This window comes from Microbacterium sp. Yaish 1, from assembly GCF_002245215.1.
Lineage (GTDB): Bacteria > Actinomycetota > Actinomycetes > Actinomycetales > Microbacteriaceae > Microbacterium.
In genome coordinates this window covers 754484-769918 of sequence record NZ_NPMR01000001.1, presented here as the reverse complement: position 1 = coordinate 769918, position 15435 = coordinate 754484, and the positions used below count along the sequence as shown (strand labels likewise).

Annotated in this window: 10 protein-coding genes; 3 read left to right on the top strand and 7 right to left on the bottom strand. The window is 72.0% G+C overall.

The features are described from left to right. The first annotated feature begins 23 nt into the window (after positions 1-23). Complete coding sequence (locus CI089_RS03695; protein ID WP_256977455.1) at positions 24-1067, top strand: LacI family DNA-binding transcriptional regulator; 1044 nt, start codon at positions 24-26, stop codon at positions 1065-1067. 112 nt (positions 1068-1179) lie between these two features. Next, positions 1180-5082, top strand: coding sequence for a glycoside hydrolase (locus CI089_RS03690; RefSeq protein WP_094261226.1), 3903 nt, complete (start codon positions 1180-1182; stop codon positions 5080-5082). Between the two features lie 171 nt (positions 5083-5253). On the opposite strand, the gene CI089_RS03685 is transcribed toward CI089_RS03690, so the two are convergent. The 7 genes from CI089_RS03685 to CI089_RS03655 form a co-directional block, all read right to left on the bottom strand. Continuing rightward, entirely contained in the window at positions 5254-7506 is a 2253-nt protein-coding gene (locus CI089_RS03685; protein ID WP_179223217.1) for a beta-galactosidase, read from the bottom strand. Beyond that, a complete protein-coding gene (locus CI089_RS03680) occupies positions 7503-8474 on the bottom strand; it encodes a serine hydrolase domain-containing protein (RefSeq protein WP_094260312.1) in 972 nt (323 codons plus the stop codon). Before CI089_RS03680 ends, CI089_RS03685 begins: the two co-directional genes overlap by 4 nt. Further along, positions 8471-9589, bottom strand: a complete 1119-nt coding sequence (locus tag CI089_RS03675; RefSeq protein WP_094260311.1) for a mandelate racemase/muconate lactonizing enzyme family protein — start codon at positions 9587-9589, stop codon at positions 8471-8473. The genes CI089_RS03680 and CI089_RS03675 overlap by 4 nt, the downstream gene beginning before the upstream one ends. Then, positions 9586-10485, bottom strand: a complete 900-nt coding sequence (locus CI089_RS03670; RefSeq protein WP_094260310.1) for a 5-dehydro-4-deoxyglucarate dehydratase — start codon at positions 10483-10485, stop codon at positions 9586-9588. The genes CI089_RS03675 and CI089_RS03670 overlap by 4 nt, the downstream gene beginning before the upstream one ends. Continuing rightward, positions 10482-11417 (bottom strand): NAD-dependent epimerase/dehydratase family protein, encoded by a 936-nt coding sequence (locus CI089_RS03665; protein ID WP_094260309.1) that lies wholly within the window; start codon positions 11415-11417, stop codon positions 10482-10484. The genes CI089_RS03670 and CI089_RS03665 overlap by 4 nt, the downstream gene beginning before the upstream one ends. Continuing rightward, positions 11414-12748: a Gfo/Idh/MocA family protein gene (locus CI089_RS03660; protein ID WP_094260308.1), complete on the bottom strand. Its 1335-nt coding sequence runs from the start codon at positions 12746-12748 to the stop codon at positions 11414-11416. Before CI089_RS03660 ends, CI089_RS03665 begins: the two co-directional genes overlap by 4 nt. 106 nt (positions 12749-12854) lie before the next feature. Then, a complete protein-coding gene (locus CI089_RS03655) occupies positions 12855-13847 on the bottom strand; it encodes a LacI family DNA-binding transcriptional regulator (protein ID WP_094260307.1) in 993 nt (330 codons plus the stop codon). Between the two features lie 182 nt (positions 13848-14029). On the opposite strand from CI089_RS03655, the gene CI089_RS03650 reads away from it, so the two are divergent. After that, complete coding sequence (locus CI089_RS03650) at positions 14030-15424, top strand: glycoside hydrolase family 30 protein (protein ID WP_094260306.1); 1395 nt, start codon at positions 14030-14032, stop codon at positions 15422-15424. Positions 15425-15435: the final 11 nt, after the last annotated feature.

Here is a 15435-nt window from a genome sequence, read left to right as displayed (position 1 = left end):
TCAACATCGAGGAGGATCCGGGCATGGGTGAAGCACGAGCAGCCGCAGGCCCGGACGTGCGGCCACGGCGCCGCGAGGTGTCGATGGCCGACGTGGCCGCGATGGCCGGCGTGTCGGGGCAGACGGTGTCGCGCGTCGCGAACGGTCGCGAGAACGTCGACCCCGAGACCCGGGCTCGCGTCCAGGATGCGATGGCGCGGCTGGGGTACCGGCCCAACAGTGCGGCCCGCGCCTTGCGCTCGGGGCGCTTCCGCAGCATCGGCGTGATCATGTTCTCGCTCGCGAGCTACGGCAACACGCGGACGCTCGATGCCGTGGCATCCGTCGCCGCGGAGGCGGGGTACTCGCTCACCGTCATCACCGTGCAGTCGGCCACGCAGTCCGACGTGTCGGGCGCATTCGTGCGCTTGGCCGAGCACGCCGTCGACGGCGTCATCATCCTGATCGAGACGCACCGGCTGGGCGAGCGCGAGCTCGCGCTGCCCACGGGCCTCCCTGTCGTGGTGGTCGACTCGAGCGCCGATTATCCGTATCCCGTGGTCGACAACGACCAAGCGCTGGGCGCGCGTCTCGCGACGGAGCATCTGCTCGACCTCGGGCACGAGACGGTCAACCACATCTCCGGGCCGAGGGAGTCGTTCGCCGCCGAGCGCCGACGCGTCGCCTGGCACGACACGCTCGTCGCACGCGGAGCCCGGGTGCCCGAGGTGCACGTGGGGGATTGGACCGCCGAGTCGGGGTACGAGATCGGGCGCTCGCTCGCCGCCGACGACACGGTGACGGCGGTGTTCGCCGCCAACGACCGCATGGCGCTCGGACTGCTCCGGGCGCTGCACGAGGCCGATCGGCCCGTGCCCGCGAGTGTCAGCGTGGTCGGTTACGACGACGCCCCAGAGTCGGCGAACTTCTGGCCGCCGCTGACGACGGTGCGCCAGCACTTCGACCGCATCGGCGCGGCCGCCGTGCGCTCGCTGCTCACCGAGATCGACGGGGGAGAGGTGCCGGCCGAGCGCACGCTCGTGCCGACCGAGCTCGTCGTGCGCGCGAGCTCGGGCCCTCGCCGCTGATCAACCGTTGCACCGGTGCACAGGAGTCCCTTAGGCTCGGTGTTGACGTCAACATGTTGACGTCAACATCACCCCCCTGAGGTCGCATCGGAGCGGCCGGATAGGAATGACGATGAAGTCAGCTCGACTGTTGTCGATGACCTGTGCCGTGGCACTCGCGGCCGGCGGGCTCTCCACCGCGGCCGCCGCCGCACCCCCGCCCGCGCATGCCGCGGACCCCGCGTCCGTGCGCATCACCCCGAATCCCGCCACCGCCTCGGAGAAGCCGTTCGAGGGGTGGGGCACCAGCCTGGTCTGGTTCGCCAACGCGACCGGGAACTACCCCGCCGACGTCCGGCAGAAGCTCTTCGACGCCGTGTTCGGCGACGAGGGCCTCAACCTCAACATCGCGCGCTACAACATCGGCGGCGGCAACGCCACCGACGTCCCGCCGTACCTGCGTCCGGGCGGAGCCGTGCCCGGCTTCTGGAACCCCGACCTGCAGGCCACGGACGGCGAAGGCGCGATCACCTCGACCTTCGCCGACCGAGACCGCTACCGGGATGCCTGGAACCCCGACGATCCCGAGGCCTACGACTTCACGCAGGACTCCGCGCAGCGCTGGTGGCTCGACGCACTCAAGGACAAGGTCACGCACTGGGAGGCGTTCAGCAACTCCCCGCCCTACTTCCTCACCCAGAGCGGCTACGTCTCGGGCGGGATCAACAACGCCACGAGCGAGCAGCTCGCCCCGGCCGACATGGAGAAGTTCGCCGGCTACCTCGTGAACGTCGTCGACGAGCTCGAGCGGGTTCACGGCATCTCGTTCGACACGATCGACCCGTTCAACGAGCCCAACACGAACTACTGGTCCACGCAGATCCCCGACGGGGCGACCTGGCCCACCGGCGGCCGGCAGGAGGGCGCGCACATCGGGCCGCAGGCGCAGGACGCGATGATCAAAGCCCTCGCCGAGCGCCTCGCGCAGCCGGGGACGAGCACGGAGGCGGTGATCTCGGCGATGGACGAGACCAACCCCGGCATCTTCGCGACCAACTGGAACACCTGGTCGGCGCAGGCGAAGGGCCTCGTCGATCAGCTGAACGTCCACACGTACGGCACCGGCGGGCGCCAGGTCGTCCGCGACATCGCCAAGGCCGCCGACAAGCCGCTGTGGATGAGCGAGGTCGAGGGCAACTGGACCGACCGCGATAAGGGCTTCGTCACCGACGACATCGAGAACGGCCTCGGAATGGCCCAGCACATCGTCGGCGACCTGCGCGAGCTCGAGCCCGACGCGTGGGTGTTCTGGCAGCCGGTCGAAGACCTCTACAACATGGAGAAGGTCGAGAAGCTCAACTGGGGCAGCGTCTTCATCGACTTCGACTGCAACAAGGACGGGCAGTCCGAGCGCCGTCTCCGCGACGGCGACGCCGACCCCTCCTGCAAGGTGCTGACGAACGAGAAGTTCAACACCGTCCGCAACTTCACGCACTACATCACCCCCGGCGACCGGCTGATCGCGACCGACAACGCGCAGTCGACCGCGGCGATCGACGCCGACGGCGAGGGCGCCACGATCGTCCACGTCAACGCCGAGGCCGCCGACCGCACCGTCGAGATCGACCTGAGCGACTTCGGCACCGTCGCCCCGGGCGCGACCGTGACCCCCGTCGTCACGACCCAGTCGACCGCGGCCGAGCCCACCGTCAACGCGCTCCAGCAGGGGCAGCCGGTCGCCGTGGATGCGGCATCCCGAACCGCCACCCTCACGGTTCCCGCCAAGTCGGTCGTGACCTTCGTGATCGACGGCGTCTCGGGCGTCTCACCGGATGCCGCCGCCTTCCGCGACGGCGAGACGGTGCAGCTCACGGGCCTTCAGAGCGGACTCGCCCTCGACGGCAGCTCGACCCTCGCGGTCCGTTCGCTCGCCACCACGGCCGAGTCCGCCCGCGGACAGGCCTGGACCGTCCGCACGATCGAGGGTGCGGGCACCAACCGCCACCGCTTCACGCTGCAGAACGGTTCGGGGCAGTTCCTCGCGTCGCGCGGCACGGCCACGGCGCTCGTGGACGCGGATCCGGCGGCAGCCGCGGCCGATCCCGCACTGCAATGGATGGCCTCGACGACGGACGGCACGTACTACTCGGTGCTGAACGTCGCCGCAGAGCGCGTCCTCGACGTGAACGGCGGCAGCACGACGTCCGGCGCCGCAGTGGGCCTGTGGACCTCGAACGGCGGAGGGAACCAGCAGTGGCGCATCGCGAGCACGAGCGTCGCGGGCACCGAGCCCGTCACCGTCGCCACCGCGGTCGGTGTCGTTCCGACGCTGCCCGCGACCGTCGATGTGCGGTACACGGGAGGGACCGTCCGGAAGGCCCCGGTGACGTGGCAGCTCGACGGGGTCGACTTCTCGCGCACCGGTTCGGTCGAGGTTCGCGGCACGGGCACCGAGCTGTTCGGCGGCTCGTTCGAAGCCACCGCGACGGTCGAGATCGGCGCGTACACCGCGACGCGTCCGGCATCCGTCACCGTCCCCGCGGGAAGCGCCCTCGACACCGTCAGGAGCCAGGCCGACAGCACGGTGCAGGCCGAGCTGCGTCCCTCGGGTGCAGGCTTCTCCGTTCCGGTCGAATGGATGTGGGACGGCATCGCCGATGACGCGTTCGCGGAGCCCGGGACGGTCTCGGTGCCCGGCGTCGCGACCGGTCCGAGCGGCGAGAAGCTCGATGCTCGGTTGACCGTGATCGTCACGGCCGCGTCGGAGCGCAACGTCGCTCCCGAGAGCACTCCGAGCGCGACCTTCACCGAGAGCGCGCAATACGACGTGCGGAACACGATCAACGGCAGCTCGACCGACAAGGGATGGTCGAACTGGCGCTCTGGTGCGAAGAACCCGCAGGACACGCTGAGCTACGTCCTCGCCGAGCGCGAGACCCTCACGCGCGTCGCTGTGCAGTTCTACCGCGACGGCAGCTCGCTGAGCTGGCCCGCGACCATGCGCGTCGAGCACCGCGTGAGCGGCGGGGAGTGGGTCGAGGGCGAGCTCGTCACCGTGCCGGAGCCCGCGACGGGTGCGCCGCGCGTCGAGGTGCCGGTCTCCGGCGCCGCCGACGAGGTGCGCGTCGTGCTGAACGCGCGCCCCGACACGCACATGATCGTGTCGGAGGTCGAGATCTTCGCGGCCGCAGCAGCCCCGGCGGGCGTCGCCGACCTCGCGCGTCTCACCGTCGGCGACGAGCCCGTCGACGGGTTCGCACCGGACACGCTCGAGTACACCGTCACGACGACGGGGTCGGCATGGCCCACGATCCACGCGCTCGCGGTCGACGAGGACGCCACCGTCGTCGTGACGCAGCCCGGCGACGACCAGGCACGTGACGCGCAGCGGATGGCGGCGGATGCCGCGGCCGCGGCGGATGACGTGATCACCAGCGTCGGGACCGTGACGGTCACGGCTCCCGATGGCGCCTCGCAGACGTACTCGGTGGCGGTGAACCGGGCGGTCGGCGTCGCGACGCCGGTCGTGTCGGGGGAGCCGCGCGTCGGCTCGACCGTTCGCGCGGTGACGGTCACCGATCCGGCGGACGCGACGCCCGCGTTCGTCTGGCTGCGTGACGGGGCCGCGATCGACGGCGCCACCGATGACAGCTACGCGCTGACCGCCGCGGACGAGGGGCGGGAGATCTCCGTCGAGGTGACCGCCGACGCGGCAGGCTTCATGGCCGGCAGCGCTCGCTCGGCGGCGATCGTTCCGGCCGCCGCCGTCGTCGACCCGGGAACGGGCGGCGGCACCGACGGTGGCGCGGGCGGCGGTACCGACGGTGGCGCGGGAACCTCGGGCTCGGGCAGCGGCTCGGCCACGGGCACCGGAGCGAACGGCGCGGCCGGCTCGACCGGTGCGGGCGACCTCGCACGCACGGGCGGGGATGCCGACGGCATCACCGCGACGCTGTTCGGCGCGCTCGCGCTGCTCGTGCTCGGCGCCGGAGCTCTCGTGCTTCGTCGCCGTCGCGTCGGAGCGAGAGACGCCTGAGCGCCTGAGCGCCTGAGCGCCTGACAACGCAGGCCGTGCCGATCGATGGAACGATCGGCACGGCCTGCGTCGTCTCCGGAGAATCCCGCGTTTCACGGAGCTTCGGCCCGCGCGGCATCCGGTTCTCGCGCCATTCTCCGAGTTCCCTACCGGCGCGGGCCGCGCGGCGCATCACACGAGGCGCCGCCAGGGGCCACGACGGCGCACCGAGGCGCGGAGGCTCGTCGCCACAGCGTCCGCTCGACGTGACTCGGCACCGGCGGCGAGCGCGATCGTCGAGGCCGGCGACAGCGCCAGCATCTCGACGGCGAGCTCGCTCGTCGGGGTGACTCCGGCATCCCGAAGCGACAGCGACCAGCGCGTGCCGTCCCAGAAGCGGTCGTCGACGACGCGGCCGTCGACCACGACCCGTCCCACGTCGCCCGCCCAGTCGAGGTCGAGCACGGCGTCCGCCTCGGGCTCGAACGAGGTCGCGGGGAGCTGCACCCGGTAGTGGGCGGCCCGCTCGGCGAACGTCTCGCTCGACGGCGCACGGTGGCGCGGCCCACCGAAGCCGTAGTCCGCGGGCGGAGCGGCCGGCGGACGGACGAGCTCGACCTCCGCCGCCGCGCTCTCCATCGCGAGACCGCGGCCCGCGGCATCCGGCGCAGCTCTCGCGACCGACCAATCGCGCGTGTGCGGGTCGTACCTGTGGCCCTCGACGGCGCCCCGGAGGAGCGCGCCGTCGGCATCCCAGGCCAGCTCGCCGTCGGTCAGCCACAGCTCCGGATGCGAGCCCGGCCGAACCCACAGACGGTCGGCGGCGCCGGCGGGCAGCACCAGGACGTCGAGGTCGCCGAGGTGGAGCGGCACGAGGCCCGGTTCGACATCCCGCGGTTCGGAGTCGCCGACCGTGATTTCGACGGGGACGCCGCGGTCCTCGACGAGCACGAGCGTCGGGCGAGCGGCGCCCGTGAGCACCGTGATGAGGGATGCCGTCGCCCAGGCGATGCGCGTGCGTCCCACGGTGAGCCCGACGGGCCACCGAGCGAGCGTCCCCGCGGGCACCGTGATCGGGCGCGACGGGAACACCGTCTCCGCGTCGCCCTGCACGATGCGCAGCCGGACCTCCGCGACGTCCTCGACCTGCTCGAACGGCTGATGGTGCGAGATCACGACGATGCCCTCATCGCCGGTCGATCGCAGCGCCCACCGGAGGGTGCTGCGGTCGTCGAGTGACGTGGCGCGGATCTCGGGCAACGACGACGACATGCCGGACAGGCGGTCGCCGAAGGCGGCCAGGAACGCGTGCTGTGCGCGCAGCAGGGCGGCCGAATCCGCGAGGTCGCCCGATTGTCCGATCGGCGCGTGGAAGTCGTACCCGAACTCGGGCAGGTCGTTGGGGTATCCCGTGTCGATGGTCTCCTGCAGTCCGGGCTCGGGGTTCCGGCCGCCGACGAACATGTAGTACCCCTGCCAGGCCGACCCGTTGCCGATCTTCACGTGGGCGAGCGCGGCGACGTCGCGCCCGGCGAGGACCGGGCGCCGGTGGTACGCGGTGGCCATCCCGCCGCCCAGCTCGCAGGTGGCCGGCGGGAAGCCGTGCAGATCGGCGGCAGCGCTCGCCGCCGCGAACCCCTGAGCCGCACGCACGTCCGCGCCGACCCCCGGGTCGTCCCAGTCGTGCGAGGGGAAGTAGTGCGCGCGGAAGGTCGGATCCCACGGGGCTGCGGGGTCGACCCAGAAACCGTCGGCATAGCCGCCGAACACCGGCATCACCTCGCCGTCGGGGAGTATCGCCCCGCCCCAGGCCGTCGCGGTCCACAGGGGCGCCGCCAGTCCCGCCTCGCGCGCGAGGCGCTTGAGAGTGACGAGGTGCTCGGGGCGGTCGTAGAGCTCGTTCTCGAGCTGGATGCCGATGACCGGCCCGCCCGGTCGTGCGCGGCCGCCGAGCGCCATGGCGAGCTGGCCGAACCACTCGCGAACGAGCTCGAGATAGGCGGGATCGTCGCTGCGATGGGCGATCGGCATCGCCTGCACCCAGTCGGGGAAGCCCCCGTTGCGCGACTCCCCGTGCGCCCACGGCCCGATCCGCAGCATGACGTCGAGTCCCGCCGCGGCCGCTTCGTCGATGAACGCCCCGATGTCGAGGTTGTCGTCGAAACGCGGGTGCCCGCGCTCGGCGACGTGGTGGTTCCAGAAGGAGTAGGTCGAGGCGACCGAGACGCCGGCGGCGCGCAGCTGCCGCATCCGCTCGGTCCAGCGCTCGCGCGGCAGCCGGCTGTAGTGCACTTCGCCCGATACCGGCACCCATCCCTCACCGTGTCGGTAGAGGGCGCGGTCGGTGACCGAGATTCCGCGGGCGCGTTCGTGGGGAGCCGGAAGCGGTGCGGGCCGTTCGGGGCTCGGCCACGCGGAATGCTCGGCGCGGAGCAGCTCGCTCACCGCGCCCCGACGATCGCGTTGTCGAGCTCGTCGATGTCGACGCCCGGGCGCAGCGCTCGGTTGGTCAGCAGCACCCACGCGATGCCGGCGCTCGGGTGGACCCAGAACTCCGTTCCCGCCCAGCCGCCGTGGCCGTAGACGTCGCGGTCGATCAGGCCCGGCGCGCGGGTGCGCAGGTTCCAGGCGAGACCCCAGTCCTGGCCGCGTTCGGCAGGGTACGGTTCCAGCCGCGGGATGTCGCCGGTGAGCGGCCGCCGCATCATGGCGAGCGTCGCGGGGGAGAGGATGCCGTCGCGGGCGCCGCCGTGGATCCGCAGCAGCTCGGTCCCGAGCGCGAGCAGGTCGTGCGCCCTCCCGGCGAGGCCGGCACCGGGATTGCGCTGCGCGGCGAACGCCGTCATGTCGGCGCCCGCGGCGGCGGCATCCGCGATCGGCGCCGTGCCGTCGAGGTCGAGCGACAGGCCATCGGCGCCGATGCTCGACGCCCAGGCGGTGATGTCGTCGTGCCACGCGCGCCCGGCCGCGTTCTCGACGAGGGCGGCGACGCCCTCGACCGCGAGTGTGGAGTACCGCGAGGCCGTTCCGGCGACGAAGTCGCGGCCGCGGGTGAGCAGCTCGGTACGCAGCGGCAGCCGGGTGTCGAGCGGCGGCTCGCTGATGCCGCTCGTGTGGCTCACGAGGTGCGAGAGCCGCACGATGTCGTCCCTGTTGCGGCCGAACTCGGGCAGGGCACGGGTCAGCGGAGTCTGCAGCGTGAGCTCGCCGCGCTGGATGGCGCGCGCAGCGGAGATGCCGAGCAGCGGCTTCGTGATCGAGAAGAGCGCGTATCGGTCGTCGACGTCCGCGGCGACGGCGTCGAGGGCGAGGATGCCGCGCGCGTCCGCCACGCCGACGACCGCGGACGGCAGGCGGCCGTCTCCGACGTGACGGCGGGCCCAGTCGAACGCGGCCGTGAAACTCGAGGTCATCGCGCCAGCCTACGGGAAACGCTTTCCTGAGGCGCGGGGAAGCGCAGGCCGAGCCCGACGTGGTCGGTCTCGCGGAGGCGTCCGTCGCGGATCTCGACGGGGCACGGATCGCGGAGGGCGCCGAGCTCGGCGAAGCCGGCATCCTCGACGTCCTCCACCCAGGGTTCGGCGATGCCGCCGGGGAGGGTCAGCGCGAGCTGGCCCGACAGCTCCGGCAGCAGGTGCGGGTGCAGTTCGGCCCCGGCATCCTCGGCGATCGCGGCGATGCGCTGCAGCGGCGTGATCCCGCCGACGCGCACGATGTTGGGCTGGACGATCTGCGCGCCACCGCGGCGCAGCATCTCGGCGAACCGGTACGCGTTGTGCAGGTTCTCGCCGACCGCGATCGGAATGCGCGGTCCGCCGCCGAGCCGACGTGCGAGCTCGGCGTGGCCGTCGGTGTCGTCGGCGCGCAAGGGCTCTTCGATCCAGGCGGGTCGGACCTCGGCGAGGACGTCGAGCGACCGCGTGGCGCGGCCCAGGTCCCAGCGCTGATTGGCGTCGATCATCAGGCCGCGATCCGGGCCCAGCGCCGAGCGGACGGCGCGAAGCCGGTCGAGGTCCTCGGCGACGTCCGGCTTGCCGACCTTGACCTTCACCGCGCCGAAGCCGCGCTCGACCCACCGCTCGGCCTGCGCGACGAGCTCATCGATCGAGTAGTGGAGGTTCACGCCGCTGCCGTAGACGCGTGCGCTCTCGCGCCGTCGTCCGATCAGGGTCGAGACCGACGAGTTCGCCGCGCGCGCCGCGGCATCCCACAGCGCCAGGTCGAGACCCGCGAGCGCAATCGTCGTCACGCCCCCGCCGCCCGCCTCGTGCACGTGTTCCCAGAGGCTCCGCCAGGCCTCGCCCGGGGCGGCGGGAAGCCCCACGGCGGCGGGCGCGATGTCGTGGCGCAGGAGGGCGAGCACCGCCTCGGCCCCGATTTGCGGGGTCCACGAGAAGCCCCAGCCCTCGGCGCCGTCACTGCGGCGCAGATGCGTCGCGATGACGCCGACCGAGGTGACGTCGGCGGCCCACGGGCGGGTGAGCGGGACCCGGATCAGGCGCGCGTCGAGCGCGGCGATCACCGTCACAGCAGAGCGCGCCCGGCATCCAGGATCGCCGCGAGGCGGCGCTCCTGGACGGCGGTGGGGTCGACGAGCGGGGCGCGCACGCCGCCGACGGCCTGTCCGCTCAGGCGCAGGCCAGCCTTGATGAGCGAGACGCCGAATCCGGGCGTCTCGTCGCGGAGGGCGACCAACGGGGTGTAGAACGCGTCGAGCAGCGCGAGACGGCGCTCCTCGTCGTGCTCGACGTAGGCCCGGTAGTAGGCGTTCGCGACCTCGGGGATCATCGCGAAGGCGGCGGACGAGTACAGCGGCACGCCGATGCCGCGGTACGCCGCCTGAGTGAGCTCGGCGGTGAGCAGACCGTTGAAGAACGCGAAATCGTCGCGGCCCGCATCGGCGATCGCGCGGACGATGAGCTGCGTCGCGCCGATGTCGCCGGTGCCGTCTTTGAACCCCACGATCCGCGGGTTGTCGGCGAGACGGCGCATCGACTCGGGTGTGAACTGCGCGTTCGCGCGGTGGTACACGATCACCGGCAGGTCGGACGCGGCGGCGATCGCCTCGACGTAGGCGACGAGTCCCGCCTGCGGTCCGCCGACGAGGTACGGCGGAAGCACGAGGAGCGCGTCGGCCCCGGCGTCCGCGGCGGCGCGCGCCGTCTCGCGGGCATGGCCGAGCGGGCCGCCGGTGCCGGCGACGACGGGAACGGCGCCCGCGACGCTTGCGACCGCGGTACGAACGACGGCACCCGCCTCGGCGGTCGACAGCGCGTGGAACTCGCCCGTGCCGCACGCGGGGAACACCCCGCCGGCGCCCTGCTCGACGCCACGGCTCACGTGCGACGCCAGCAGTTCGTGATCGACGTCGCCGGAGGCGTCGAACGGGGTGACGGGGAAGAAGAGGATGCCGCCGAAGTTCATGCCGGCACGTCCTTTCTGATGTCGGTGGGGGAAGAGTCTTCGGTCAGGGCGTCGCGCCAGGAATGACGGGGCGCCCAGCCGAGCAGGCGCCGCGCCTTCGCGTTGGAGAAGGCGGGAGTGGTGCCGGTGAGGACGGCGGCGACCTCCTCGGTGCCGGGGTGGAAGCGGGGGATGAGCTCGGCGAGCGGGCGGCGGGCGAGGGCGTCGTCGGCCCCGACGAAGAACGTCTCGGCGTTCGGGATCGTCGGCAGGGCGGCGAGCAGCGCATCGGCGAACGAGGCGACGTCACGCGCGTCGACGTAGTTGAACAGCGCGGGCGCGGCGAGGCTCGGATCGTCGAGGCGCTCGCGGACGGTGTGCCCCTGCTGCGTCGGCGCTCCGCGCCATTCCTCGGGGGCGATGACGTAGCAGGGGCGGAACGCGGCGAAGCGCACCGCGTCGCCGGTCTGGCGGTGCAGCATCCGCATCGTCTGCTCGATCACGAGCTTCGACAGGGCGTAGCTGTTCCACGGCTGCGGCGGCGTGTCCTCGTCGAGGGGGAAGCGGCCGGGCACCCAGCCGCGCGGTGCGCCGTAGCCCAGCACGGTGGGGCTCGAGGCGGCGACGATTCGCGGGACCCCCACGGTCACGGCACCGCCGAGCACCGAGGCGGCCAGTGCCGTGTTCGTGCGCATGATGACGTCTTCGGGGGCGCTGAAGGGGACTGCGATCGCGGCGAGGTGGATGACGGCGGTCGCCCGCTGCGCGCGGAACGCCGCGACGGTGGCCTCGGCGTCGAGGAGGTCGATCGCGATCTGATCGGCTCCCCGCAGCTCGGGGGCGTCCGAGACCGTCCGGTCGAAGGACACCACGCGATGGCCCGCCGCGACGAGGCCGCCCACGAGGCTGCGGCCGAGGCGGCCCGCGCCGCCGGTGACGACGACGCGACTCATCGCCCGTCGGCGAGCAGCCGGATGCCGAGCTCGCACGTGCGGACGGGAAGACCCGTGGCCAGCGACAGGTTGCCCGCGATTCCGACCGCGATCGACCGCACTCCGTCGGCCCATCCGGCGGGTCGGGCCAGCGGGTCGTCGCCGGGGCCCACGAAGACGTCGGCGAGCAGCAGCTCGTCGCCGCCGCCGTGGCCGCCCTCGCCCGAGGCGATCGGGATCTCGACGGCGTCCTCCCAGTGGCGCTGGACGATCAGGCGTTCGCCCTGCGGGCGGAGCGAGACCGGCCCTCCGGTCTCGACGGCCGAGGGGTCGAGCACGGGGTGCAGCCCCTCGTTCTCGAGGACGGCGCCGCGCTCGACCACCTCGAGTTCGGCGCGACCCTCGGTGCCGTTGACGGCGACGCGGTATCCCTCCCACGGGGCGTGGGCGTTCAGTGAGTACGACATCGTCGCGCCGCCGGCGTAGTCGACGACCAGCGCGAGGTTGTCCTCGATCGTGATGCCCTCGCCGAACACGTCGCGATCGCGCAGGTACCCGTCGTGGCTCTCGGCCTCGAGATACAGCGCGCGCAGGCGATCGTCGTCGCGGAGGTCGAGCTCGAACGGGTCGCGGCTGCCGTCGTGCGTGCCGCGGAGCGGGCGCTCGCCGAGCCCGCGGGATCGGGCGTTCTCCGCCCCGTAGAAGCGCAGGCCGCCGGATGCGAACACGCGGCGCGGCTCGTCGCGGATCCACCAGTTGACGAGGTCGAAGTGATGGCTGGCCTTGTGGAGGAGCAGGCCGCCAGAGTGCTCCTTCTCGCGGTGCCAGCGGCGGAAGTAGTCGGCCCCGTGCTTCGTGTCGAGCAGCCACGAGAATTCGATCGAGGTCACGCGCCCGATCCGGCCGTCCTGGATCACCTGGCGCAGGGCGCTGTTGCGGGGTGAGTACCGGTAGTTGAACGTCAGCACGACCGAGCGACCTGTGCGCTCGACGGCGTCCTCGATCGCCGCGGCGCTCGGCGCGTCGATCGTGAGCGGCTTCTCGACGACGACGTCGGCGCCGGCGTCGAGCGAGCGGACGATGAGCGACGCGTGCAGATCGTCGCGGGCCGTGATGATGATTCGTTCGGCCCGGGATTCCCGGACCATCTGCTCGAGGTCATCCGGCGACCACAGCGTCGGGGCGGGGAGCCCGCGCTCGATCAGCTGGTCGCGGTAGTGCTCGGCCCGCACGGGGTTGGGCTCGCAGATCGCGACGAGCTCCGCCCGGTCGGCGTGCGTCCCGGCGATGGCGTCGACGTACATCTGGGCGCGGTGTCCCGCGCCCACGAGCGCGTAGCGCGTGCGGGTCATGGCTCTCCTTCGTGCCCGGAGCTGAGGCGCCGCTGGCGGAAAGCGCTCTCAGGAAACGTTTTCTGAGACTAGCACGGGCGATTCCGCGGGCGCGAGGGAGCGGTGATCAGGTGTTCGGAGCCCCGGTGCTGCCGCGAACCATCACCTCGGGCGAAACCGTGACGGCGGGCTCGGGCGTGCGGCCGTTCAGAAGGTCGTGCAGCGCCGACCACGCCCGTGCACCGAGCTCGCCCATCGGCACGGCGGCCGTCGTGAGTGCCGGTGAGGTGTAGCGGGCGAACGGGATGTCGTCGAAGCCCGCGATCGACAGTGCGCCCGGGACCGGGATGCCGCGCTCGGTCGCCGCGCTCAGCAGGCCCATCGCCGACAGGTCGTTGAACGCCAGTACCGCCGTCGCGCCGGAAGACAGCACGTCGTCGAGGGCGCCTGCCCCGCTCGCGAAGTCGACGCCAGCGGGGATCTCGACGATCTCGCAGCCGGCCAGCTCGCGTCGCGCGTCGTCGAGCGCGGAGAGGCGCTGGCCACTCGACGCGCTGAGCGCCGCACCCGCGAGGTAGGCGAACCGGCGGTGGCCCTGCGCGTAGAGGTGATCGATGATCGCCCGCAGCGGTGCGCGATAGTCGGCTGCGACGCTCGGAGCGTCGCCCGTTCGGTTCACCAGGACGACGGGGGCGACCTGGGCGACGACCTCTGCGAGCTGCTCGTCGCTCATGCGCGGAGCGCACAGGATCAGTCCGTCCGAACGCCGCCGCGACTCGAGGGCGAGCAGGCGTTCCTCGTCGACGTGCTCGTCGGAGTCGGCGATGAGCACGTGGTAGCCGTCGGCGACCGCGGCCCGGCTCAGGCCCCGCAGCATCCCCTGGAATGTGGGGTTCGACAGGTCGGGCACGACCACCGAGATGGTCTGCGTGCGGCCGAGCACGAGGCTGCGGGCGAGCGGGTTCGCCGAGTAGCCGAGCTGCGCGGCGGAAGCCCGCACTCGCTCGGCGAGGGCCGGGTCGACGGTGGCATTGCCGTTCATGACGCGCGAGACGGTGGCGAGCGAGACGCCGGCGTGCGCGGCGACGTCCGTGATCGTCGTCTGCTTCGCCCCGGCCATCGCGCCCCCGCCCTCTCCGGTCCGGCCATCCTATGGTGAGGAAACGTTTTATGACGAGAGGCGATGGTGGCCGGGAACACGATCGCGGGCGCCGCGGAACGCGGCTCTGCCATGATGGCGGGGAACGCAACGTCGCGTCGTCGTGATGCGGTGCGTTCGCCAGGCATATCCGAAAGGCCCGCATGTCCGACAATGCCGTCGCCCCGAACCGTCGCATCAGCTGGGTCAGCACCGACCGCGAGCGCGCGTGGGTCGAGATGCCGCCCCCGCGTTTCGCGCCGCTGACGGGGATGCCCAACGTGCTGCTGCGCACGGACCGTCGACACCAGACCGTCGAGGGGTTCGGGGTCTGCTTCAACGAGCTCGGCTGGCGCGCGCTGTCCCGGCTGGACGACGCCGACCGGGCTGAGATCTTCGACGAGCTGTTCGCCCCGGGGCGAGGCACGGGATTCTCGGTGTGCCGGATGCCGGTGGGCGCGAACGACTTCTCGACCGACTGGTACTCGTACGACGAGGTCGACGGCGATCTCGACCTCGAGCACTTCTCGATCGAGCACGATCGCGCGTCGCTCATCCCGTACATCCACGAGGCCCTGCGGCGGCGCCCGGACCTGAAGCTGTGGGCATCGCCGTGGAGCCCGCCGTCGTGGATGAAGACGAACGGTCATTACGCCGCCGCCCTGCCGTGGCGCGGGAACGACATCGACAACGGGCTCCGGCCCGATCAGGTCGGTGCCGAGGGTACGGACATGATGATCCAGGAGCCGCGCTACCTGACCGCCTATGCGGAGTACTTCGCGCGATTCGTCGAGGCGTACCGCGCGGAGGGCATCGAGATCTCGATGGTCATGCCGCAGAACGAGTTCAACTCGCCGCAGGTGTTCCCGAGTTGCACGTGGACGCCCGAGGGGCTGGCCCGCTTCATCGCCGTCCTCGGCCCGCGGATGCGGGAGCTGGGGGTGGAGGTGTTCTTCGGGACGCAGGAGCGCCCGGCGCCGGAGCACCTGGCGGCCGTGCTCGCCGATCCGGATGCCGGGCCCTTCATCTCCGGCGCGGGATTCCAGTGGGCCGGGAAGGGCGCCATCGCCGATGCGCACCGGATAGCGCCGCATCTGTCGCTCTATCAAACGGAGCAGGAGTGCGGTGATGGTCGGAACGACTGGCGCTTCGCGCGGTACACCTGGTCTCTCATGAAGCGCTTCTTCGAGGCCGGCGCGAACGCGTACACCTACTGGAACCTCGCGCTCGACGAGGGCGGCGTCAGCCGCTGGGGATGGGCCCAGAACTCGCTCGTGGTCGTCGATCCCGAGACCAACGGATTCCGGTACACCCACGAGTTCTTCGTGATGAAGCACCTCGCGCACCACGTGCAGACCGGCGCGACGCGCATCGACGCGTTCAGCTGGACGGGTCACGAGAACCAGCTCGCCTTCGAGAACCCCGACGGCTCGATCGTCGTGGTCATGCAGAACGATCTCGCCGACGAGTTGCCGGTGACGGTCGCTCTCGACGGCGCGGCGTTCGACGTCGTCCTTCCCGCGGACTCGTTCAGCACGATCCATATCGCCGCGGACTGACGCGCGCTCCA